19 protein-coding genes are annotated in these 20,294 nt (G+C 72.4%); 11 read left to right on the forward strand and 8 right to left on the reverse strand.

The window, feature by feature from the left end; genetic code table 11:
* The first annotated feature begins 99 nt into the window (after positions 1-99).
* From ACLJQF_RS29545 to ACLJQF_RS29560, 4 genes are all read left to right on the forward strand, one after another.
* Positions 100-558, forward strand: a complete 459-nt coding sequence (locus ACLJQF_RS29545) for a helix-turn-helix domain-containing protein (RefSeq protein WP_410613602.1) — start codon at positions 100-102, stop codon at positions 556-558.
* Positions 559-789: 231 nt separating this feature from the next.
* Positions 790-1,629, forward strand: coding sequence for a PspA/IM30 family protein (locus ACLJQF_RS29550; RefSeq protein ID WP_410613603.1), 840 nt, complete (start codon positions 790-792; stop codon positions 1,627-1,629).
* Between the two features lie 20 nt (positions 1,630-1,649).
* Positions 1,650-2,636 (forward strand): phage shock envelope stress response protein PspM, encoded by a 987-nt coding sequence (pspM, locus tag ACLJQF_RS29555; RefSeq protein WP_410613604.1) that lies wholly within the window; start codon positions 1,650-1,652, stop codon positions 2,634-2,636.
* A gap of 478 nt (positions 2,637-3,114) precedes the next feature.
* Positions 3,115-4,521, forward strand: coding sequence for an amidase family protein (locus ACLJQF_RS29560; protein WP_410613605.1), 1,407 nt, complete (start codon positions 3,115-3,117; stop codon positions 4,519-4,521).
* Here ACLJQF_RS29560 and ACLJQF_RS29565 read toward each other — a convergent pair.
* The 5 genes from ACLJQF_RS29565 to ACLJQF_RS29585 all read right to left on the reverse strand — a co-directional run bounded on the left by ACLJQF_RS29565 (position 4,493) and on the right by ACLJQF_RS29585 (position 9,439).
* Positions 4,493-5,524 carry a quinone-dependent dihydroorotate dehydrogenase gene (locus ACLJQF_RS29565; RefSeq protein WP_410613606.1) on the reverse strand — a complete coding sequence of 344 codons (1,032 nt, stop codon included), beginning with the start codon at positions 5,522-5,524 and terminating at the stop codon, positions 4,493-4,495. The genes ACLJQF_RS29560 and ACLJQF_RS29565 overlap by 29 nt on opposite strands.
* Positions 5,525-5,590: 66 nt before the next feature.
* Complete coding sequence (locus ACLJQF_RS29570) at positions 5,591-6,151, reverse strand: GNAT family N-acetyltransferase (RefSeq protein ID WP_410613607.1); 561 nt, start codon at positions 6,149-6,151, stop codon at positions 5,591-5,593.
* A gap of 396 nt (positions 6,152-6,547) precedes the next feature.
* Entirely contained in the window at positions 6,548-7,579 is a 1,032-nt protein-coding gene (gene add, locus ACLJQF_RS29575; RefSeq protein WP_410613608.1) for an adenosine deaminase, read from the reverse strand.
* 126 nt (positions 7,580-7,705) lie between these two features.
* Positions 7,706-8,515 (reverse strand): DNA-formamidopyrimidine glycosylase family protein, encoded by an 810-nt coding sequence (locus ACLJQF_RS29580; protein ID WP_410613609.1) that lies wholly within the window; start codon positions 8,513-8,515, stop codon positions 7,706-7,708.
* Positions 8,516-8,518: 3 nt separating this feature from the next.
* On the reverse strand, positions 8,519-9,439 hold the full coding sequence (locus ACLJQF_RS29585) for a ParA family protein (protein ID WP_410613610.1): 921 nt from the start codon (positions 9,437-9,439) through the stop codon (positions 8,519-8,521).
* Between the two features lie 106 nt (positions 9,440-9,545).
* On the opposite strand from ACLJQF_RS29585, the gene ACLJQF_RS29590 reads away from it, so the two are divergent.
* From ACLJQF_RS29590 to ACLJQF_RS29600, 3 genes are all read left to right on the forward strand, one after another.
* Positions 9,546-10,271: a methyltransferase domain-containing protein gene (locus ACLJQF_RS29590; RefSeq protein WP_410613611.1), complete on the forward strand. Its 726-nt coding sequence runs from the start codon at positions 9,546-9,548 to the stop codon at positions 10,269-10,271.
* A 94-nt stretch (positions 10,272-10,365) separates the two neighbouring features.
* Positions 10,366-11,580, forward strand: coding sequence for a DNA polymerase IV (gene dinB, locus ACLJQF_RS29595; RefSeq protein ID WP_410613682.1), 1,215 nt, complete (start codon positions 10,366-10,368; stop codon positions 11,578-11,580).
* A gap of 265 nt (positions 11,581-11,845) precedes the next feature.
* Positions 11,846-12,250: a DUF3040 domain-containing protein gene (locus ACLJQF_RS29600; protein ID WP_410613612.1), complete on the forward strand. Its 405-nt coding sequence runs from the start codon at positions 11,846-11,848 to the stop codon at positions 12,248-12,250.
* A 365-nt stretch (positions 12,251-12,615) separates the two neighbouring features.
* Here the strand turns inward: ACLJQF_RS29600 and ACLJQF_RS29605 are convergent, their stop codons facing one another.
* The 3 genes from ACLJQF_RS29605 to ACLJQF_RS29615 all read right to left on the reverse strand — a co-directional run bounded on the left by ACLJQF_RS29605 (position 12,616) and on the right by ACLJQF_RS29615 (position 17,778).
* A complete protein-coding gene (locus tag ACLJQF_RS29605) occupies positions 12,616-15,198 on the reverse strand; it encodes a transglutaminaseTgpA domain-containing protein (RefSeq protein WP_410613613.1) in 2,583 nt (860 codons plus the stop codon).
* A gap of 166 nt (positions 15,199-15,364) precedes the next feature.
* Positions 15,365-16,639, reverse strand: coding sequence for a DUF58 domain-containing protein (locus ACLJQF_RS29610; protein WP_410613614.1), 1,275 nt, complete (start codon positions 16,637-16,639; stop codon positions 15,365-15,367).
* 71 nt (positions 16,640-16,710) lie between these two features.
* Positions 16,711-17,778: an AAA family ATPase gene (locus tag ACLJQF_RS29615; protein ID WP_410613615.1), complete on the reverse strand. Its 1,068-nt coding sequence runs from the start codon at positions 17,776-17,778 to the stop codon at positions 16,711-16,713.
* A 272-nt stretch (positions 17,779-18,050) separates the two neighbouring features.
* Between ACLJQF_RS29615 and ACLJQF_RS29620 the strand changes: the two genes are divergently transcribed.
* From ACLJQF_RS29620 to ACLJQF_RS29635, 4 genes are read left to right on the forward strand one after another with little or no spacing between them, the layout of a single operon-like run.
* Entirely contained in the window at positions 18,051-18,401 is a 351-nt protein-coding gene (locus ACLJQF_RS29620) for a hypothetical protein (RefSeq protein WP_410613616.1), read from the forward strand.
* Entirely contained in the window at positions 18,394-18,951 is a 558-nt protein-coding gene (locus ACLJQF_RS29625; protein WP_410613617.1) for a DUF3558 domain-containing protein, read from the forward strand. Before ACLJQF_RS29620 ends, ACLJQF_RS29625 begins: the two co-directional genes overlap by 8 nt.
* Before the next feature lie 14 nt (positions 18,952-18,965).
* The gene (locus tag ACLJQF_RS29630) at positions 18,966-19,523 is read left to right on the forward strand and encodes a PPE domain-containing protein (protein ID WP_410613618.1); all 558 of its coding nucleotides are present in this window, start codon (positions 18,966-18,968) and stop codon (positions 19,521-19,523) included.
* Positions 19,520-20,251, forward strand: a complete 732-nt coding sequence (locus tag ACLJQF_RS29635) for an ESX secretion-associated protein EspG (RefSeq protein ID WP_410613619.1) — start codon at positions 19,520-19,522, stop codon at positions 20,249-20,251. Before ACLJQF_RS29630 ends, ACLJQF_RS29635 begins: the two co-directional genes overlap by 4 nt.
* Positions 20,252-20,294: the final 43 nt, after the last annotated feature.

A 20,294-nucleotide genomic window follows, 5' to 3' on the forward strand; every position in this document is an offset into this window, starting at 1 on the left:
GAAACACGTTCGCCCTTGGCGTACGCGCACACCAACTCCTGCGCCCGGGGCGCCGCTCTGGGTAACGTAGGGGGTACTTGTTCGGAAGGGAGGCGCGTGATGACCGTGCTGTTGCGTGAGGCGATCGGTGATCGGCTCCGTCATGCCCGCACCAACCAGCGTCGTACGCTGCGCGACATCTCCCGCGCCGCCAGGGTCAGCCTCGGCTACCTCTCGGAGGTGGAGCGGGGCCAGAAAGAGGCGTCGAGCGAGCTGCTTGCGTCCATCTGCCAGGCCCTGGACCTTCCGCTCGGCGAGCTGCTGCACAACGTGGCGGCAGACGTATCGGCTCTCGACAACGTCGAGGTCCCACCGGTCGACGAGCGGATCGTGGAGGGCGCGGCCCGGGAGAAGCGGGGCGCCGAGGCCTCGGCAGCGGGCATCGAAGGCGGCCGCCTGATGTCCGAGCTGATCGGCAACGACCTCGCCGACCTGCGGGTTTCCCCGGCGCCGCGGATGAACACGACGTTGCGGACGACGATCGGGCAGCCCAAGCTGGCGTCCACGATCGCGGCATAATCACGGATTGGACACGCCGACGACCCCGGGCAACCCGCCCGGGGTCGTTCGCGTTGCCTACGGGTAGTGATCAGGGGGATCCCTGAATTCGGCCGGGTCGCCTGGAACGGAAGTGGCCGACCTGACACGATGGAACCCGACGCCGGGGTCGGTGCGTTGCACTTGCAGGGGAGCGACGCCCCACACCCCGAGTACCTAGGCCCGTGGGACGCAAGAAGGCAGGCGGAGGAGATGGCCAACCCGTTCGTGAAGTTCTGGAAGTACATGATGGCGGCGTTCTCGTCGAAGATCGACGAGCACGCCGACCCGAAGGTACAGATCCAGCAGGCCATCGAGGAGGCGCAGCGCAACCACCAGGCGCTGACGCAGCAGGCCGCCTCCGTGATCGGCAACCAGCGGCAGCTGGAGATGAAGCTCAACCGGCAGCTCGGCGAGGTCGAAAAGCTCCAGGCCTCCACCCGGCAGGCGCTCGTCCTCGCGGACGAAGCCCGCAACAAGGGTGACGAGCAGAAGGCCACCGAGTTCGAGAACGCCGCGGAGAGCTTCGCGACGCAGCTCGTCACGGCCGAGCAGAGCATCGAGGACCTGAAGACGCTGCACGACCAGTCGCTGCAGGCCGCGGCCCAGGCCAAGAAGGCCGTGGAGCGCAACTCGCAGATGCTGCAGCAGAAGCTGGCCGAGCGCACCAAGCTGCTCTCGCAGCTGGAGCAGGCGAAGATGCAGGAGCAGGTCTCCGCTTCGCTCAACCAGATGAGCCAGCTGGCCGCGCCGGGCAACACGCCGTCGCTGGAAGAGGTCCGCGACAAGATCGAGAAGCGCTACACCACGGCGCTGGGCTCGGCGGAGCTCGCGCAGAACTCGGTCCAGGGGCGGATGATGGAGGTCCAGGCCTCCACCACGCAGATGGCCGGCCAGTCGCGGCTGCAGCAGATCCGCGCGTCGATGCACGGTGACTCGGTCGCCCAGGTGACTGACGGTGGCAAGGCGGCTCCGGCGGCGAGCAGCCAGGCCGACATCCAGCGTGAGATCCAGGCACGTGTGCAGGCCGAGCAGGGCAAGAACCCGGCCTGACGCCGAAGGGGGCGAGCACCATGGGGCAGCAGGGCAGACGGCGCGACTTCAGTGAGCTGAGCGCGAAGCTGGAGAAGCACATCGAGAAGCTGCCCGACTACGCCGTGCGCGCCCAGGAAAAGCTCCAAAAGGTGCAGAAGTACTTCCCGCCGGCCGATCAGGCCGGCGGGAAGCCCGCACCGCAGCGCCCGAACCCGCTGCAGCGGCCGCCGGTCCGGCGGCCCGACATGACGGCCTCGCTGTCGTCCATGGCGAGCCAGGTCCCGGCGTTTGCCGAGGCCCGGGCCAAGTGGGACCGCTGGAACCACCCGGCCGCGAAGCTCGAACGCCGCAAGCGCCGGACGTCGAAGGCACTGACGCTGTGGATCATCCTGACGATCCTGTGCGCGGTCGTGACGGTGGCCGCCGCGGTGGGCTGGCTCAGTCCGACCAGCGCCGCGATGATGCCGCAGGCGATCACGGCGTTCGCGGGAACTGTCATCTTCGGCACCTTCAGCGTCCGATCCGGCCTCAAGCTGCGTGAACTCAAGCGCACGCCGATCCCGGCGGCACCGGCCGGACCGCCGCCGCTGCCGCCCGCCCGCTCGGCGGCCCGCGAGCCGATGGAACGTCTCGCCGAGTGCGAAGCCTCGCTGACGGAGCTGCTGCGCCAGCTCTCGGTGCCGTCCTCGCTGGGGACGCCCCCGGTCTCGGAGGTGTCGGTCGCCGACGCCCGCCAGACGGCGACCGAAGCGGCGGCCGCGTTGCGCGGCCTGGCCGGCCGCATCCAGGCGATCGAGCGCGGCCGCGACTCGGCGCCCGCCCGCGAGAAGACGGCCCTGGACGCGGCGGTGGCCAGGCTCCGCGAGCAGCTCGACGACGGCCTCGAAGGCTACCGCGGCCTGGTCGCCGCGGCCGGCCACACGGTCGCCGCGGCCGGCGACGGCCTGGTGACGTCCAAGCAGGCCCTCACCGACGCCACCGACCACCTGGCCGGCCTCGCCATGGCCCTCCGCGAACTCTCCTGACCGTGATCCGCAGGTCGACACGCGTGATTGAAGGGTCGACTCGCGTGATTGAAGGGTCGACACGGCGAACCGACTCCCGGCGCGGCGTGTCGACCTCCTAATCACGCGTGTCGACTCCCTGATCACGCGTGTCGACCTTCTCGTCACGCGAGTTTCGGGGTCGATCACGCGAATTCGGGGTCCGCTGGGCCATTGGGATCTCAAACTCGGCCGTTCGGGTGCCGCCGACCGGGGGAGCCGGCTGGTCGTCACCCGGCGTGCGTGATCGTGCGTTTCACCCCGGCGTCGCCCCCTGTTCACCTTCCGGGGCCGAAACCCGCGCGTAATCGGAAACTGATCGCGACGGAAACGTCCACGCCCTAACGTTTCTGTCATGCATGTAGAGGTGTCACTCGCCGGGAGGCCCGCCGTGCACTGAGGATCGCCGGCACCGACCGTACACAGTGGACTTTCTCGACCGCCGAGGAAAGGACGCCCCGTGAACACGCTCCCGCCGGACCCGGACCCCGTGCCGATCATCCCGCCCACCGCCTCCCAGCGCGTCATCGCGGCCTTCGAACGTCTCACCGAGGCCGGCCGCCCCGAACTCTGGACCACCCTCCGCGCCGTCGAAGACGTCCTCGTCGACGCCAAGGCCGTCGACGAACGCGTCACGGCCGGCGAAGTCCTGCCGCTGGCCGGCACGGTCATCGCCGTCCAGGACCTGATCGACGTCGCCGGCCAGCCGTCCGGCCACGGCGTCCCGGAGACCAGCGCCGCGGTCGTCGCCCGGCTCACCGCCGCCGGTGCCGTCGTGCTCGGCAAGACCGGCGCCGCCATGATCTCCTGCGCCTGGGACCGCACCAAGACCGGCGGCAACGGCGCCGCGGTCGCCGTCGCGCTCGGCGTCGTCGACCTGGCGCTGAGCACCGGCGGTGCCGTCCCCGCGGCGCTGAACGCCGTCGCCGCGGTGAAGCCGACGCGCGGCCTGCTGCCCGCCGCCGACGCCGTCTCCGTGTACGCGAACGGCCTGGTCGCGGCCCACCGCGCCCTCACCGTGATGACGGGCGGCGACCGCTCCTGGCCCGCCGACGTCCGCCTCGGCGCCGGCGAGCACCCGCGGATCGCCTACCCCGGCGATCTTCCCCTCGGCGAGGCGGCGACCCTCGCTTTCACGGCCGTCGTCGCCCGGCTGACCGCGGCGGGCGCCGTGCTCAGCCCGATCTCCGTTCCCGAGGCCGGTTTCGACGGTTTCGACGCCCTGCTCGTCCCGACCGTGCCGGACCACCCGGGGATCGCCGAAGCGCTCGCCGACCCGGCCGGCGTGAGCCACCGCCTGGCCGCCTGCACAGCCTTCGCGAACCTCCTCGACGTGGCCGCGGTGACCGTCCCGGTGCTGCCGGGCGACCGTCGTCCGTTCGGCGTCACCTTCCTGACGCGGGCGTTCGAAGACCAGATCGCCCTCGACCTGGCGACCGTCTGCACGGACGAGCCGATGACGCCCTACCCGGAGCCGGGCGAGGACGTCGTGGTGTTCGGCGCCCACCTGCGCGGCCAGCCGCTCAACGCCGACCTCACCGGGCTCGGCGCGCGGTTCACCGGGCCGGTCCGGACCACCGAGGCCTACCGGATGGTGCTCCTGGACACCGAGCCACCGCAGCCGGGCGTCCTCGAAGGCGGCGCGGGCCTCGACGGCGAGCGCTGGCGGCTGTCCCCGGCCGCGTTCGACCGCTTCGCGGCGACGTTGAAGGCGCCGTTCGTCCTGGAGCGCGTCGAGCTGGACGACGGCACCGCACCCCTGGCCGTCCGGTGCCTGACGGCGGAGGGCCGCGGCCTGGACCGCTACGAGTCCTGGCGCGGCTACGTGCGCTTCGCGTCTACCGCCGGGCTGCGAGACCCCGGCTGACGCGGCGCACCAAGCCCGGCCCGTGCAGCGCGAAGCCCGTGTAGAGCTGCACGAGCGACGCGCCGGCGTCGACGAGCCGGACCGCGTCGTCCGGGCCCGTGATCCCGCCGACGCCGATGATCGGCAGGCTCCCGCCGGTGTGGTCGTGCACGAACCGCACGACCTCGGCCGCGCGGGTGGTCAGCGGCCGGCCGGACAGTCCTCCCGCCTGTCCGGCCAGGCCGCTTTCCGCGGGTGCGATGCCCTCGCGCGCCAACGTCGTGTTCGTGGCGATGATCCCGGCGACGCCGTGCTCGAGCGCGACTTCCAGCAGCTCGGCCAGCGCGCCGTCGGTCAGGTCGGGGGCGACCTTCACCAGCACCGGCGCCGGCGACCCGCCGCCGGCGAGCTCGAGGGACGTCGAACGCAGCTCGCCGAGCAGTTCGGCGAGCGCGGTGCGGTCCTGCAGCTGCCGCAGCCCCGGCGTGTTCGGCGAGCTGACGTTGATCGCGAAGTAGTCGGCATATGGGTACAGCGTGCGCAGCGAGAACCGGTAGTCCTCGACGGCGTCCTCGAGCGGCGTCACCTTCGACTTGCCGATGCTGATCCCCAGCGGGACGCCCGGTTTGCCGTCGAGGGCGAGCTTGGCCGCGAGGGCTTCGGCGCCGTCGTTGTTGAAGCCCATGCGGTTGATGATCGCGTCGCTGGCGGGGAGGGTGAACAGCCGCGGCTTCGGGTTGCCCGGCTGCGCCAGCCGCGTCACGGTGCCGACCTCGACGAACCCGAACCCCAGCGCGGCCCACGCCGGCAGCGCCCGGCCGTTCTTGTCCATCCCGGCGGCCAGGCCGACGCGGTTGGGGAACCGCAGGCCCAGCACGCTCACCGGGTCGTCGACGCGCAACGCGCCGCGGGGCGCGACCTTCCCGAGCCGCGCGAGGACGCCGATCGTGCGCTCGTGCACCAGCTCGGGATCGTGGTGGGACAGCCGGTACAGCGCCGGGCGGACGATCTTGTCGAAGAACACGCCCCTATGCTGCCAAATCGCCCGGGAGCCGCGACCCGAGCGGGCACTTTCACGTGAAAGTGCCCACTAATCGCGGTCTTTCCACTCGTCTTCGAGCATCGCGTAGATCAGCTCGTCGGTCCACTCGCCCTTGACGATCTCGTTCTCCTTGAGGTGCGCCTCCCGGCGCATGCCGAGGCGTTCCATCAGCGCGGCGGACGCGGTGTTCCGGCCGTCGCAGCGGCCGATGATGCGGTGCAGCCCCAGGTCTTCGAAGCCCATCCGCAGCAGTTCCGTGGTCGCCTCGGCGGCCAGGCCCTTGCCGTGGTGGTCCGGGTGGAAGACGAACCCGATCTCGCCCTGGCGGTGTTCGCTGCTCAGCCACTCGAGGTTCAGGTCGCCGATCAGCTGCCCCGTCGTGGCCAGTTCGACCGCCACCGCCAGGAACTGCCCTTCCTTCGTCAACGTCGAGCTGTGCACCCGTTTGGCGAGCGCCGCGGCCGACTCGGCGCGGCTGCGCGGGCCCCAGTACAGGTAGCGGGCAACGTCGGCGCGGGACTGGAAGGAGTTCAACGCATCGAGGTCTTCGGGCGTGAACGGGCGCAGGAGCAGGCGTGCCGTGGTGATCGGGTAGTCGGGCCTGAGCATGCGTCCAGGCTAGCGAGCGTCAGCCGTTCGGGGGACAGAACACCGAAACGCTGATCGCCGGACGGTCGTCCTGCGACGCCGGGTGGCAGGACCCGCGCAAATGAGCGAAATGAAGGGACCCCCGGGGGTGCTCTCAAGCGCCGTCAAACGCCTGAGCCCGAGCCGGACTGGTGCTCGGGAACCCCGGGGGCACGGTGACTGCCTGGTATTCGCTATCAGGCACCACGTGAAGCAGGCGATGAGCCGAAGGTGGCTCGGTTGTATCGCTGCTCAAAGTCCTCCACGTACCATCCGCTAGCGGACAGTCACCTCACGAGTCCTGTTGGAATACAACTTAGGACCACCTCCTCTCTCGTGTACTTCCACGCTAGGTGAAGTTCGCGGTGCTGTGCAACGTCATTTTTGGGAGGACACAGCCGTGATCTCACTCCGCAGGACGGCTTTTCTTCGCTCGTCGAGGAAGGAGGCCTCCACGGCGTTCTCCGCGAGCCGGGCCAGTTCGGCCGCGGTGAGCCCGAGCGTCTCGGCGACGGCGACGTACTCGCCGGTGAGCGTGGCACCGAACATCGGCGGGTCGTCGGTGTTGAGCGTCACGACGACGCCGTGGTCCAGCATCCGCCGGACCGGGTGCGCGGCGATGTCCGGGACCTGCCCGGTCCGCACGTTCGACGTCGGGCACACTTCGAGCGGGATCCGGTGCGCGGCAAGGTACTCCAGCAAAACGGGGTCGGCCGCGCAGCTGGTGCCGTGGCCGATCCGCTCGGCGCCGAGGTCGTGCAGCGCGGACCAGATCGTGGCCGGCCCGGTGGTCTCCCCGGCGTGCGGGACGCTGTGCAGCCCGGCTTCCCTCGCCCGGGTGAAGTACGGCTCGAACTGTGCCCGCCCGACGCCGAGTTCCGGGCCGCCGAGCCCGAATGACACCAGGCCGCCGGGACGTTCGCGCAGCGCGAACACGAGCGTCTCCTGCCCGGCCCGCCTGCCCTTTTCGCCCGGAATGTCGAAGCACCAGGCCAGTTCCACGCCCAGTTCGGCGGCGCGGGCCCGGCCGGTTTCGAGCCCGCTCAGCAGGTCGTCGCCGGACATGCCGTCGAGCAGGTGGTTGTACGGCGTCACGGTGACTTCGGCGTAGCGGCAGTTCTGCGCGGCGAGATCCGCCGCCAGCCCCGTGACGAGGGTGTGGATGTCGTGGCGGTCGCGCACGAGCGAGGTGACCGCGAGGTACACGGTGAGGAAGTGGGCGAAGTCGCGGAAGGTGAAGAACTCCGCGAGTTCGCGTTCGCCGGTGGGGACGCCGGCCGCGGGGCGGCGCCGGGCCAGTTCCAGCACGGTCGGCAGGCTCGCCGAGCCGACCAGGTGGACGTGCAGTTCGACCTTGGGCAGGGCGTGCGCGAACGCGCGCAGCGCCTGCCCGGTGCGGATTCCGGGCATGACCGAGCTCCCTGGGGGTGTGGAAGAGAGGTGACGGAAGGAGCGCGGGCGGCTCAGGGAGCGAGGTCGCCGCGTTCGGTGTCGGCTCCGTAGAGCGGGAGCTTGAACGTCGTCACGTGAGCCAGCTTACAGCGCGGGGTAGGGGCCTGTCTGGTCCTTCGGGCAGAACCACGTCGGCCGCCGCTGGACGTCGTGGCCCTGCGTGCGGACCTGGACCTTGCCGCCGCAGCGGAAGCAGCCCTGGCGGGTGCGCTCGTACACCCAGTTCTTGCGGTTGCGGTCGAGGTGGCCGGTGGTGCTCTGGTCGAAGCGCCCGGCGAGGGCATTGGCCAGCAACAGCTTGCGGGCCAGCGCGACCGTGCGCCCGGCGTCCACTTCGGACACCGGCGTCCACGGCGTCACCCCGAGCAGGAAGGCGATTTCGCACTTGTAGAGGTTTCCGACGCCCGCCAGCACGCGCTGGTCGAGCAGGGCGAGCCCGAGCTCGCGCGCCGGATCGGCCGCCAGGGCAGCACTTGCGCGGGCCGCGTGCTCGTCCGTCCACTTCGGATCCAGCAGGTCCGGGCCGAGGTGGGCGACGAGGTCGTGTTCCTTGCCGGTGGCCAGCAGTTTCAGGTCGTGGACGCGGAACCCGATCACCTGGGCGTCCGCCGAGGTGAAGATCACGCGGGCGTGGTGGCCGGGCCGCCGCCACTTCGCGCCGGCCGGGTAGACGTCCCACATCCCGTCCATCATCAGGTGGGAGTGCAGGGTCAGGTCGCCGGAGAAACGGGTGAACAGGTGCTTGCCCACCGTGCCGACGCCGAGCACCTCGCGCCCGGACAAGTCCACAGTGGCCAGCTGCGGCACCCGGAATTCGCCGCGCAGCAACGTCTTCCCGGCCATCGCGTTGGCGAACCGCTTGGCGACCAGGAAGACGGTGTCACCTTCGGGCACGGCTCACCCCGCGGATTCGGACACCTCGGCCGGGGCATCGGGGTCATCAGGGGCCTCGGGAGCCTCGGGGGTCTCCGGGGCCGGGCCTTCGGGCCAGTCCGGGCCTTCGGCTTCTTCGCCGGCGATGCGGTGCCGGCCCGCCCGGTTGGAGCGCAGGATCTTCGCCAGCACCATGTTGAACGTCAGCGCGATCTCCTGGGCGCCGGGCGAGTGCCACTCGTGGATCGGGCTGCACGCGCCCTGGGCCTGCTGCACCGCGAGCCGGTCGGTGATCGCCGTCGGCATCACCAGCGAGCCGAAGTTCTCGCGCAGCTCGGCGATCCGGAACTGGTGCTCGTAGGAGCGCACGCGCAGCTTGTTCACCAGGACGCCGATCGGGCGCAGGTCCGGGTTGAGCTCCTTGCGGATCTTCTCGATCGCCTCCAGCGCCCGGGACGCCCCGGCGACGGCGTACATCGTGGGCTCGGTGACGATCAGCGCGCTGTCCGCGGCGACCAGCGCGGACTTGGTCAGCCGGCCCAGCGACGGCGGGCAGTCCAGGATCACCAGCTCGTACGGCGTTTCGCGCAGCGGCGTGCGGTGCAGCTCGTCCAGCGCGCGCGAGAAGTTCGCCAGGCGCTCGCTGTCGGCGTCCGGGTCGTTGAGCAGCTCCAGCTCTTCGGTGCCGACGAGGACGTCGACGTCCTCGCTCCAGACGCTCGGGGCGATCGCGCGCTCGAGCATCTCGCGGGTGGGGGTCTCGAGCACGTCGGCGAGGGTGGCGTCGGTGTAGGGCGGGTCGAGCGAGGTGGTGGCGTTGCCCTGCGGGTCGAGGTCGACCACCAGCGTCCGCGTGCCCCTACGCAAGGCGGCGGACGCGATACCGAGGGCGACCGTCGTCTTGCCGACGCCTCCCTTGAGGCTGAGTACGGCGACCGTGTGCACGTTCACCAGCCTACGGGTGCGGGCGGATGACGCCGCCGGGCTAGGGCCGTTCACTCGAAGGGAGGAGGCCGGGAGACGGGCGGGGGCGGGCACTACCCTGTGCGACATGAAGACGGAGACCGTGGCCGCCCGGGGTTCGGGTGCCGTCCGCCGGGTGCTCGAGGCCGAGATCGAGGCCGCTCGCGCCCGGGGCGCCGAGCACCCCCGCGTCGTGGACGTGGGCGGTGGCAGCGGGGGCTGGGCGGTGCCGTTCGCGGCGGCGGGCTGCCGGGTGACGGTCGTCGAGCCGAGCCCGAACGCCCTGGCCACGCTGCAGCGGCGGGCCGAGGAAGAGGGCGTCTCCGAGCTGATCACGGTGATCGCGGACGACTCCGACGCGCTCGGCCGGCACGTCGAGGCCGGTTCGGCCGACCTGGTGCTGGCGCACGGGCTCCTGGAGATCGTCGACGACCCGGCCGCGGTGCTTTCGGCGCTGGCCACGGCGGTCGCGCCGGGTGGCGCGGTGTCGGTGCTGGTCGCGAACCGGCACGCGGCGGCGTTCCACCGCGCGCTGGCGGGCCGGGTCGGCGAGGCCCGGCAGCTGCTCGAAAGCGCCGACGGGATCGCCCCCGGCGACACGGTGCTGCGCCGCTTCTCCACCGCCGGTCTGCGTGCCGACCTGGAGGCCGCCGGCCTCGAAGTGACGCTGCTGCAGGGTGACCGGGTGATCGCCGACCTGGTCCCCGGCGACGTCCGGGACGACGAGCTGGCGGAGTTCGAGCGGGTCGCGGCGGGGACGCCGGTGCTGCGGGACATCGCCGGCCGGCTGCACGCGGTGGCGCGCCCGGCCTGACCCCGGTCCGCGTCGCGTCCGCCCGTGATCGGAATTGTCGGTGGTGGCCGGTAGCGTCCTCGACGTGGGACGAAATGCCGAGTTGCCGGGCGGGATGGGCCGGTTCCGCGTCCGGCCGGGTGAGCCGGCGCCGGACGACACCGGGTGCGGGCTGCTGCACGTCGACATGGACGCGTTCTTCGTGTCGGTCGAGCTGCGGACCCGGCCCGAGCTGGCGGACAAGCCGGTCGTGGTGTCCGGGGGCGGCCCGCGGGCCGTCGTGGCCGCGGCGAACTACCCGGCGCGGAAGTTCGGCGTGCGCTCGGCCATGCCGTTCTCGACGGCGAAGCGGCTGTGCCCGCACCTGATCAACATCCCGCCGACGTCGGGGCTGTACGGGGAGGTGTCCCGTGGCGTCATGGGCATCTTCCGCGAGCTGACGCCGCTGGTCGAACCGCTCAGCCTGGACGAGGCGTTCCTGGACGTCAGCGGGGCGTTGCGGCGGCTGGGCACCACGCCGGCGTCGCTGGCCGCGGAGATCCGCTCGCGGGTCGCGGCCGAACACGGGATCACCTGCTCGGTGGGGGTGGCGAAGGTCAAGTTCGTCGCGAAGCTGGCGTCGGGGATGGCGAAGCCGGACGGCGTGGTCGTCGTGCCGGCGGCGGAGACCTTGCAGTTCCTGCACCCGCTGCCGGTGTCGGCGCTGTGGGGCGTCGGCGCGCGGACCGAGGAGCACCTGCAGCGCCTGGGCCTGGCCACGATCGCCGACGTCGCCGCGTTCCCGCCGGAGCGGCTGAAGAAGTCGCTGGGGACGGCGGTCGGCGAGCACCTGTACCGGCTCGCGCACGGGGTGGACGAGCGGTCGGTGGTGGTCGACTCGCCGGAGAAGTCGATCGGCGCCGAGCACACCTTCGACGTCGACCGGCACGACCGGGCTTCGCTCGGGCTGGAGCTGCTGCGCCTGTCGGAGCGGGTCGGCGCGACGTTGCGGGAGCGGGGCGTGCGCGGCCGGACGGTCTCGATCAAGGTCCGGTTCGCGGACTTCCGGACGATCACCCGGGCCCGCACGCTGGTCTCGGCGACGGACGTGGCGCGCGAGATCCACGCGGTGGCCGTGGCCCTGCTCACCGAGCACGCGCCGACCGGGGCGGTCCGGCTGATCGGCGTCCGCGTCGAAGGGCTCGACGCGGGGGAGGCGGGGGAGCAGCTGGTGTTCGACTCACCGGCACCGCGCTGGCGGGACGCGGAGGTGGCGGCCGACGTCGCGCGGTCGAAGTTCGGCTCGGCGGCGGTGCGGCCGGCGTCGCTGCTGGGGCCCCGGGAGGGGTGACGGCACGGAGGGTGATCTTCGACTCGGTGATCTTCCCCCACAACGGCGGTCGGGCGGCAAATCGGTCACGATCGGCTACGGTGACCGTCCGCAACGCCCCTCGAGCGGGATTTAGCCCAATTCGATCCCTCTTGGATGCGGGATCGGGTAGTCGTGCGGGCGTGGGCCTCGTATCCTGGACAGTGCCACCCCGCCTGGGGTTGGCTGTTGGGTCCAGGACGTTGCGCGGCCCGGCGCCCGCGACAGCTGTGCCGGAGGAGGAAAGATGCCACTCTCCGAGCATGAGCAGCGGCTGCTCGATCAAATCGAGCGCGAGCTCTATGCCGAGGACCCCAAGTTCGCATCCACGGTGCGTGGCACCCGGTTGCGTCGCCCCGCTCGCCGACGGCGTATTCAGGGCATCGCCCTGTTCGTAGTGGGCGTGGCCCTGCTGGTGCTGGGCGTGGTGGTGCCGCAGTTCCGGGTGGCCGACATCCCGCTGATCAGCGTGCTCGGGTTCCTCGTGATGTTCTTCGGGGTCATGATGGCCGTCACATCGATTCGGCACAGCGCCGAAGGAGACGGCAAGGGCGGTGGATCGGGCGCCCGCGGCAGCAAGCCGTCGGGTGGCCGGAGTTCCTTCACCCAGAGGATGGAGGAGCGCTTCCGCCAGCGCTTCGAGGAGCAGTAGCGCCGCAAGACGACGAGATCCGCGTCCCCCGAACGGAGGGACGCGGATCTTCTTGTGTGCTCACTCACGGGGCCGACGCTTGGCCACCCGTGGTGACGGTGGGTGACCCCCACCCGGGTGACCTGGCGTGCCCCGGCTCACCTCGGTTTGTCCCGGCCCCCGCTCGCGCGACCTTGTTGAGCAGCGAGAGCCTCTGGGCTCGGCGTGATCACCCCGCCCCGCCGCCGCGTGCTTGAACCCCGACTCACGTGACCGACGCCGAACTCGCGTGCTTGGCGGGGCATCGCACGTGATTGGCGGGTCGTCTCGCGTGATTGCAGGGTCATCTCGCGTGATTGCAGGGTCATCTCGCGAGGTGGGTTGGGTCAGTCGCGGTTGCGGAAGATCGAGCGGGGGAACAGTTTGCCCTTCCACGAGAGCGGGGCGTTCCGGCGAAGGCTCCGCCGGAGCCCCTCGAAAGCCGGCGGGAGTTCCGGCTGAGGCGTGTCGTCACCGCCGTACCAGGACTTCTCCAGCACGCCGATCACCGTTCGGAGACCGTCGCGGCCGTCGTCGTCGAGGTGGTGCTTGGCCGCCAGCTTCTGGCCCGCCACGCGGACCGTGTCGCTGCTCGGGATCGGCAGGCCGCGGTCGGCGCACTCCGCGCGCAGCTCCGCCCACGCCGCGTCGGCCGCGCCCGCCTCTTGCTGGACGATGCGCTGCAGCCGCCGCCGGCGGACCGCCTCGCGGATCATCGCGGGGCCCGCGACCAGGAGCAGCAGGATCACCACCAGCACGCCGAGCCACCACGCCACCGTCGCCGCCAGGAGACCGAGCGCGATGATCCAGAAGGTCACGGCCAGCAGCGGGAGCCAGCCGGCGAGGGCCCGGGGACGGGACGGTGCCGCCACCGGCGCCGGCGCGCGCACGAGCAACGCGCCCTCGCTCCGATCGCCTTCCCCCGGACCGGGCGGTGACTCGGGCCCCGGCCCGGATGGAGCCGTCTTCCGCGCGCGTCCGCGGTCCAGCAGCCGCCGCAGCAGCGCCGCGGCGAGCAGGGCGCCCGCGCCCAGCACCGCGAGCACCAGGGCGATGGTGACCAGCAAGTCGTCGCCGCCGGACCCTTCCTTGGCCGACTGCGCCGGGAGGTTCGGCTCGTTGTCGCGGGGGACGCCGGTCGGGGCCGCGCTCGACTGGACCGTGCTCGGCGCCACCTGGGTGTCGTCCGGCTGGTTGCCGTTCTGCGGGCCGGCCTGCAGGTACGAGGGGGTGATGCCGCGGCCGTCGGACAGCGGCGTCGGGTCGAACGTCACCCAGCCCCGGTCGCCGAAGTACGCCTCGACCCAGGCGTGCGCGTCCTGGGTGGTGATCGACAGGTAGTCGTTGACTTGGATGCCCGGCGTGAAACCGATCGCCACCCGTGACGGGATGCCCGCCACCCGCAGCATCACGGCCATCGCCGACGCGAACTGCTCGCAGAAGCCGCGCTTGCCGTTGAGGATGAAGTCGGTGAGCGCGTCGGTGTTGTCGATCGGCGGCGCGGTCTTCGTGTCGTAGACGAAGCCGTTCTGCGCCGTGAAGTAGCGCCAGATCGCCGAGGCCCGGTCGAAGTCGTTGGACGCTTCGCCGATCAGCTGCTGGGTCTTCGCGCGGACGCGGTCGTCGACCTGGTCGATCTGGGTGTAGCGGGGCGGCAGGTCGTCGACGCGTGGCGTCACGCGCAGCTCCGCGGCCGTCGGTTCCTTCAGCGACGCGTATTCGGTGTACGCCGGCGGCGCTTCGCTGCGGGTGGTGAACACCGTGCCGCTGATCTGGTCGTAGAGGTAGCCGTTGGTCGCGCCGTCGATCACCCGGGGCGAGCCGTACACCGGCAGCCAGTTGTCCCGCCAGCTGGTCGGCTCGACGTCGATCCGGCGAGCGGTGCCGGTGCCGTCGTCGCCCGGTGCGGGCGGCAGCTGCGGCCCGACCGGGACACCCTGCTGGGACCGGCCTTCGTCGTGCAGGCCCCAGCCCTTGTTGGGGTAGTAGGTGTCCAGCGTCATCGCGCGCAGCAGCCGCCGGTCGGTGCCGAGGCCGCGGACCTTGAACAGCTCGCGGTTGGCGCCCTGGTCGAGCATGCCGCGCAGCTCGGTGAACGGCTGGATGCCGAAGCCGCCGGAGCCCGAGCCCGGGCCGTTGCCGCCCTCGCCGAACGGCATCCGGCCGATCGTGCCGACCCAGGTGATCGCGCCGCCCAGCAGGCCGAGCACGATCGCCGCGCAGACGACCGCGACCGGCGCGGACAGCACGCCCGGCTTGCCGCTGCGGCCCGGGGCTTCCCGGGTGCGCCAGCGCCGGTGCCGGTGGTTGCCGTCGACGGCCAGCAGGCCGGCGAACGCCGCTCCGCCGAGGAGGAACGTCCACCACGGCAGCATTTCCTCGCTCAGCGCGGCCGGCACGGCGTAGACGCAGAGCAGCACGAGCCCGGTGGCGGCGGGCGCCGCGGCGGCGACCGTCAGCGTGTCGACGAGGACGGCGACCAGCCCGATCAGGATGGTGACGAGGCACAGGATCGGCTGGCTGCCCTCGACCGGCGGCAACCCGGTCCGGATCTGCTCGGCGGCGGCCGTCAGCGTGGTCCCGATCTCGGAAAACGCCTCCGGGCCGGGGATGACCTGCAGGATGCCGTGCGTGGTGAACGCGCCGGTGATGAGGAAGAGCAGGACGAGCAGCTGCCCGCAGCCGACGAGGACGGTCGGCACCTGCAGCGAGCGGAGCGCCAGCCCGGAGGCCCCGATGAGCAGGACGGCGACGAACAGGTAGCCGAACCAGGCCAGCCCGGAGACGACGCTGGTGACCGACGTCGCCGCGCAGAGGGTCGCGACCCCGGCGGCGACGGGTGCGAGAATGCTGCTGCGCCAGGCGGAAAGCGGACGTTCCGGACGGGGCGCGGGCCGATCGAACTTCCGCGGCGGCGCGGCGGTGCTCATCGCTGACTCCCGATCAAGGCGCGGCGGCGGGGCGCGGGCCGGGTGGGGCCGCGCTGTGGTGCGGGGCGGCGGGCTGCGCGCATCAGGAATTCCCGGGCGGTGTGCTCCCGATCGGCGTGCCGCCGGGGCAGGGCCCGGCGCGGGTTGCGGGCGTGCGTGGCCTGGTTCACCGTGGCCCCCCGATCAGCGTCCCGCGGCGTGCACCGCTGCGGCACAGCTCGGCCCACACCTGAGGCATCGGCGAACCGGGCCCCGCGACGATCACACCCCAGCCGGCCGCACGCAGCAGCGAGGCCGAGTCCTCCGTCGCCGCTGCCCGCTGCTCCGGGGCGCTCACCCCGGCCGACCACGTCGGCGTGTCCAACAGGACCGCCAGGCTCCGGATGCCGCGCGGGCGGTACTGGGTCAGCTCGTGCACCGCCTCCGTGCTCACCGTGCCGAGCACCGCGATCAGTTCCTGGCCGCCGGCCGGGTCGCCGGCCAGCGTGATGTCGCGCTGGTGCGCCGGCTGCAGTGCCGCGAGCGCGTCCAGCACGACGTGGTCGTAGTGGTCACCGCCGTCGCCCGGGGTGTCCGCCAGCGTGACGCCGTGCTCGCTGACCAGGCGGACGCGGTGGCCGGAGCGGCGCAGGTGCAGCGCCGCCGACGCCGCGAACGACACCGCCCACTCCAGGCTCGCCGCCGGGCCGCTGCCGTGGTGGGCAGCTGCCCGGTGGTCCAGCAGCACCGTCGTGCCGCCGCGCCACGGGCGTTCCTCGACGCGGACCATGATCTCGTCGCGGCGGGCCGTCGAGCGCCAGTGCACCTTGCGCAGGTCGTCGCCCTGGCGGTACTGGCGGACGATCACGTCGGCCTCGCCCTGCCCGGCGTGCAGCCGGACCGTGCCGTCGTCGCCGACGCCGATGCCCGCGCCGCTCGGCAGGCCCCACAGGGCCACCACCCGCGGCACCACGACCAGCCGCGAGTGCCCGATCAGCTCGCGCTCGAACTCGCACAGCCCGAACGGGTCGGTGATCGTCGCGCGCAGCGGGCCGACCTGCTGGATCCCGCGCAGCACCGGCTGCAGCGGGTAGCGCAGGGCGACGCGCCGGTCGTGCGGGAGCCGCTCGACGACGAACCGCGGCCGCGAACCCAGCGCGTACGGCACGCCGTCTTCGAGGAGGATCTCGCCGGCGGGCAGCCGCCCGCTGCGCCACAGCTCCAGCTGCACCTCGCCGTTGCCGCCGACCGCGACCCGTTGCGGGCGCAGCGCGCGGGTGGCGCCGATGCGCAGCCGCGTCGCCGAGATGAACGCGGCGACCAGCAGCGGCAGCGCCACCACGAACACCGCGACCCGCAGCAGGTCGCGTTCGTTGAGCACGAACGAACACACCGCGGCGGCGATCCCCGCGGCCAGGAGGCAGCGGCCGCGGGTGGTCAGGCCGGACAGGGCACGCAGCATGCCGTTCTCTTCCCCTTCGGCGCCAGAACAATTTTCGGGGGTTCGGGTGGCGGAGCCCCAGGTGTCACCAGCTAGGGCCGGGTGCCCTGCGGCACCGGCACCCGGTGCAGCACCGCGCGCACGACGTCGGTCGCCGACCGGCGGGCCGCGTGGGCCTCGGTGGTCAGCACCAGGCGGTGCGCCAGCACCGGGACCGCCACCGTGTGCAGGTCGTCCGGCACGACGTAGTCGCGACCCGACAGGGCAGCCTGCGCCCGCGCCGCGCGCACGAGGTGCAGCGTGGCGCGCGGGGAGGCGCCGAGCCGGATCTCCGGGACCTGCCGGGTGGCCGCGACGACGTCGACGGCGTACCGGCGGACCTCCGGCGCCATGTGCACGCTGCGGACCGTTTCGATCAGCCGGTGCACGGTTTCGCCGTCGGAAACCGGCTGCAGGTCGTCCATCGGGTTGTGGCCGGCGTGCTCGTCGACCATGGCCAGCTCGGCCTGCTGGTCGGGGTAGCCGATGGAGACGCGCGCGGTGAACCGGTCGCGCTGGGCTTCGGGCAGCGCGTAGGTGCCTTCCATCTCGATCGGGTTCTGGGTGGCGATCACCATGAACGGCTCGTCGAGGTGGTAGGTCGAGGTGTCGACGGTGACCTGGTGTTCTTCCATGCACTCCAGCAGCGCCGACTGTGTCTTCGGCGAGGCACGGTTGATCTCGTCGCCCACCACGATGTTCGCGAACACCGGGCCGGGCCGGAACTCGAAATCGCCGCTCTGCCGGTTGTAGATGGAGACGCCGGTGACGTCGCTCGGCAGCAGGTCGGGGGTGAACTGGATGCGGCTGACCGTGCAGTCGATCGACCGGGCCAGCGCCTTGGCCAGCGACGTCTTCCCGACGCCGGGCACGTCTTCGACCAGGAGGTGGCCTTCGGCGAGCAGGGTGACCAGCGCGATCCGGATGACCTCGGGTTTGCCGACCAGCACGCGTTCCACGTTGGCGGCGATCCGGCGCGCGGTGTCGTGCAGTTCGTCCAGCGGCACTCTGCCGGGCTGGCCGGCCGCTCGGCCGTTGCCCGTGGGCTCCGCCGGGTAAGGCGGCCGCCCGGATGCCTGCTCGCCCGATCCGGGCGCGGCAGACTGGATTCTCGACGTCACTCGACCTCCTGGTGGCGCATGGCCGCGCGCGTTGTGCGCACCGCCGGGCCGAACGGCCCCCTCGCTGCTGTCCGCGCGCAGCGACCAGCCTTCCACCCAGTGTGTCAAACCCGGGCGAACCGGGGGCTGGAACCCCGCGATGACACTGCGCAAGCAGCGACGATACCCCGATCGGGTGGGTATTCACCCGATTCTGGGTGCTCCCGCTGACGCCCCGCTCTGTCGTATGCTGCGGTTCGAGGTCGCCCGGCTACGGAGAGGCGTATCCGCTTATGAGCGAGCTGCGAACCCAGCCGCTTTTCGACGTGCGCGGCTTCGCGGTCGCGCCCGAGCTGGCCACGGACGCCTACGCGAAGCTCGGCCGGCTGCAGGACGTCGTCGGCGAGATGGTGCGCGAAGCCAAGGTGCTCGGCCGGAGCGTGCCGCTGGGTGGCGGGTACGCCGGGGAGATCGGCGAGTTCATGGCGGAGTACGGGATCGGCGGGCAGGGCTCGGCGGTGCAGCAGCTGACGGCGTTCGGCAAGGAGCTCGAGACGCTCAAGCAGCGGATCGGCGAGGCACTGGCGACGTACCAGCACGCGGACGAGCAGGCGGCCGAAGGCGTGGACTGCACGGGTGGGTGAACGGATGGACACGCCGGGCCGCGCGATGGCGGGTGGGCTTCTCCTCTTCTTCCTTGCCGCGTGCGGGCAGCAGAGCACCCCGCCCGCCGCCGTGGGGCACACCTCCGCTTCCGCCACGACCGCGCCCCCGGCCCCGCCGGTCGCCTGGACCGGCCTCGCCGCGCTCGACCCCTGCACGCTGCTCTCCCCGCAGGACCGGTCGACCGCCGGGATCAGCGTCCTCGGCAAGCCCAAGGACATCGGCGGCGCCCGCGCGTGCGACTGGAGCGTGCCCGGCACCTTCGGCGTCACCGTGACCCTCAGCGAAACCGACGGGCTCGCCGACCTGGAGGTCGCCAAGAAGAACGCCACGAAGACGACGGTCGGCCGGCACCCGGGGCTGAAGGTCGCCGACAAGAAGGCCGCCGACGGCACCTGCGCCGTGCTCCTCGGGGTCGGCGACGGCGCCAGCGTGCAGATCGACGTCAGCAACACCGCCTTCTCGGACACCCCGCTCGCGTGCCGCCGCGCGGGCACGGTGGCCGGGCTCGTCGAACCCAAGCTGCCCTGACCAGGAGGTGCGCCGTGCCCGAACCACCCGTGCCGACCGTGCGGTACGAGGCCTACAGCCACGAGGCGATGGCTGCGGAAGTCGAGCGCGGCAACGACCCGGTCGCCGCGGGCGAAGCCGGCGCGCGCTGGGACGGGCTGGCCAAACGGCTGCAGGAGTCCACCGCCGACGTCGCCGCCCTGGTCGCCTCCTCGGACGAACACTGGCGTGGCCGGGCGGGGGACGCGGCGCGGGCGGCGCTGGGCCGGGCCGCGCAGTGGCTTTCGCACTCCGCCGCCGTCTCGGCGTCGGTCGGCCAGGCGGTCGGCGCGCAGGCCGAGGTGGCCGCGCGGGCCCGGGCCGACATGCCGCCGCCGGTGACCTACGACCCGGCTTCGATGATCCGCGACGCCGCGTCCAGCGGGAGCGTGTTCGTCCTGGCCGGGCTGGCCGGGGAGATGGCCGCCCGCCGCGCCGAGGCCGAGGCTGCGCGGCAGAAGGCCGTCGACGTCCTCCGGACGCGGGACGCCGCGCTGCACGGGCATGTGCCCGCCGAGACGTTCCCGGCCCCGCCGGCGCTGGGGCGGGCTTGATCCGGGTTTCGGCGTCGGCGTTCGACATCCTCTGGACCGACCTCGGCCACGACCGCCCGCCGGAACCGCTGAGTGTCCGCAGCGTCGGCGTGACCGACGCCGAACGCGCCGAGGTGCGCAAGGCCGTCTACGCCAACCTCGCCGAGCGCGGCCTGTGTGAGGGGTACCGGCTGGAGCCGGCGCTGGCCGCGCGGCTGAACCTGCTCGCCGACGCGGACGTGTTCGTCGCGTGCGAGGCGCTGGCGGACATGACGGCGGCGACGCCGTTCCGCGCGGTGACGGCGGCCCGCGGCCGCCGCGGCGTCCTGGCGACCCAGCCGGAGCAGACGATCGGCCTGGACTCGATCCGCGACGGCGAGCTCGGCACGGCGATCGTCGACGTCCTGCCGGAGCTGGCGGCCGGCCCGGGCTACGGCATCAGCCTCCCGGCGTCGACGCTCTCGGGCGCCCCGGACGCCGTTTCGGGGCCGGCGTCCGCGCAGCTCGAGGAGGTCCGGGCGATCCAGGCACGGCCGGTGTACGCGGCGGGACAGTTCAGCGTGCGCCGGCGGTCGGCGTCGGGCCGGGTGGAGCGGGTCGGTGGCCTGACGTGGTTCGACACCGACGTCGGCGCCTACTGCGCGACGAAGACTCCGGGCCGGGGCGGTCAGGAGTGGGTGACGGTCAGCCCGATCGACAGCACCCGCCTCGCCGCCCGCGTCACGGCCCTCCTCACCCCGGAAGCCTGACGCGGCTCCGGCCCGAGGTCTTGAATGACTCATTCAGGACCTC

This window comes from Amycolatopsis sp. lyj-109 (assembly GCF_046548995.1).
Taxonomy (GTDB): domain Bacteria; phylum Actinomycetota; class Actinomycetes; order Mycobacteriales; family Pseudonocardiaceae; genus Amycolatopsis.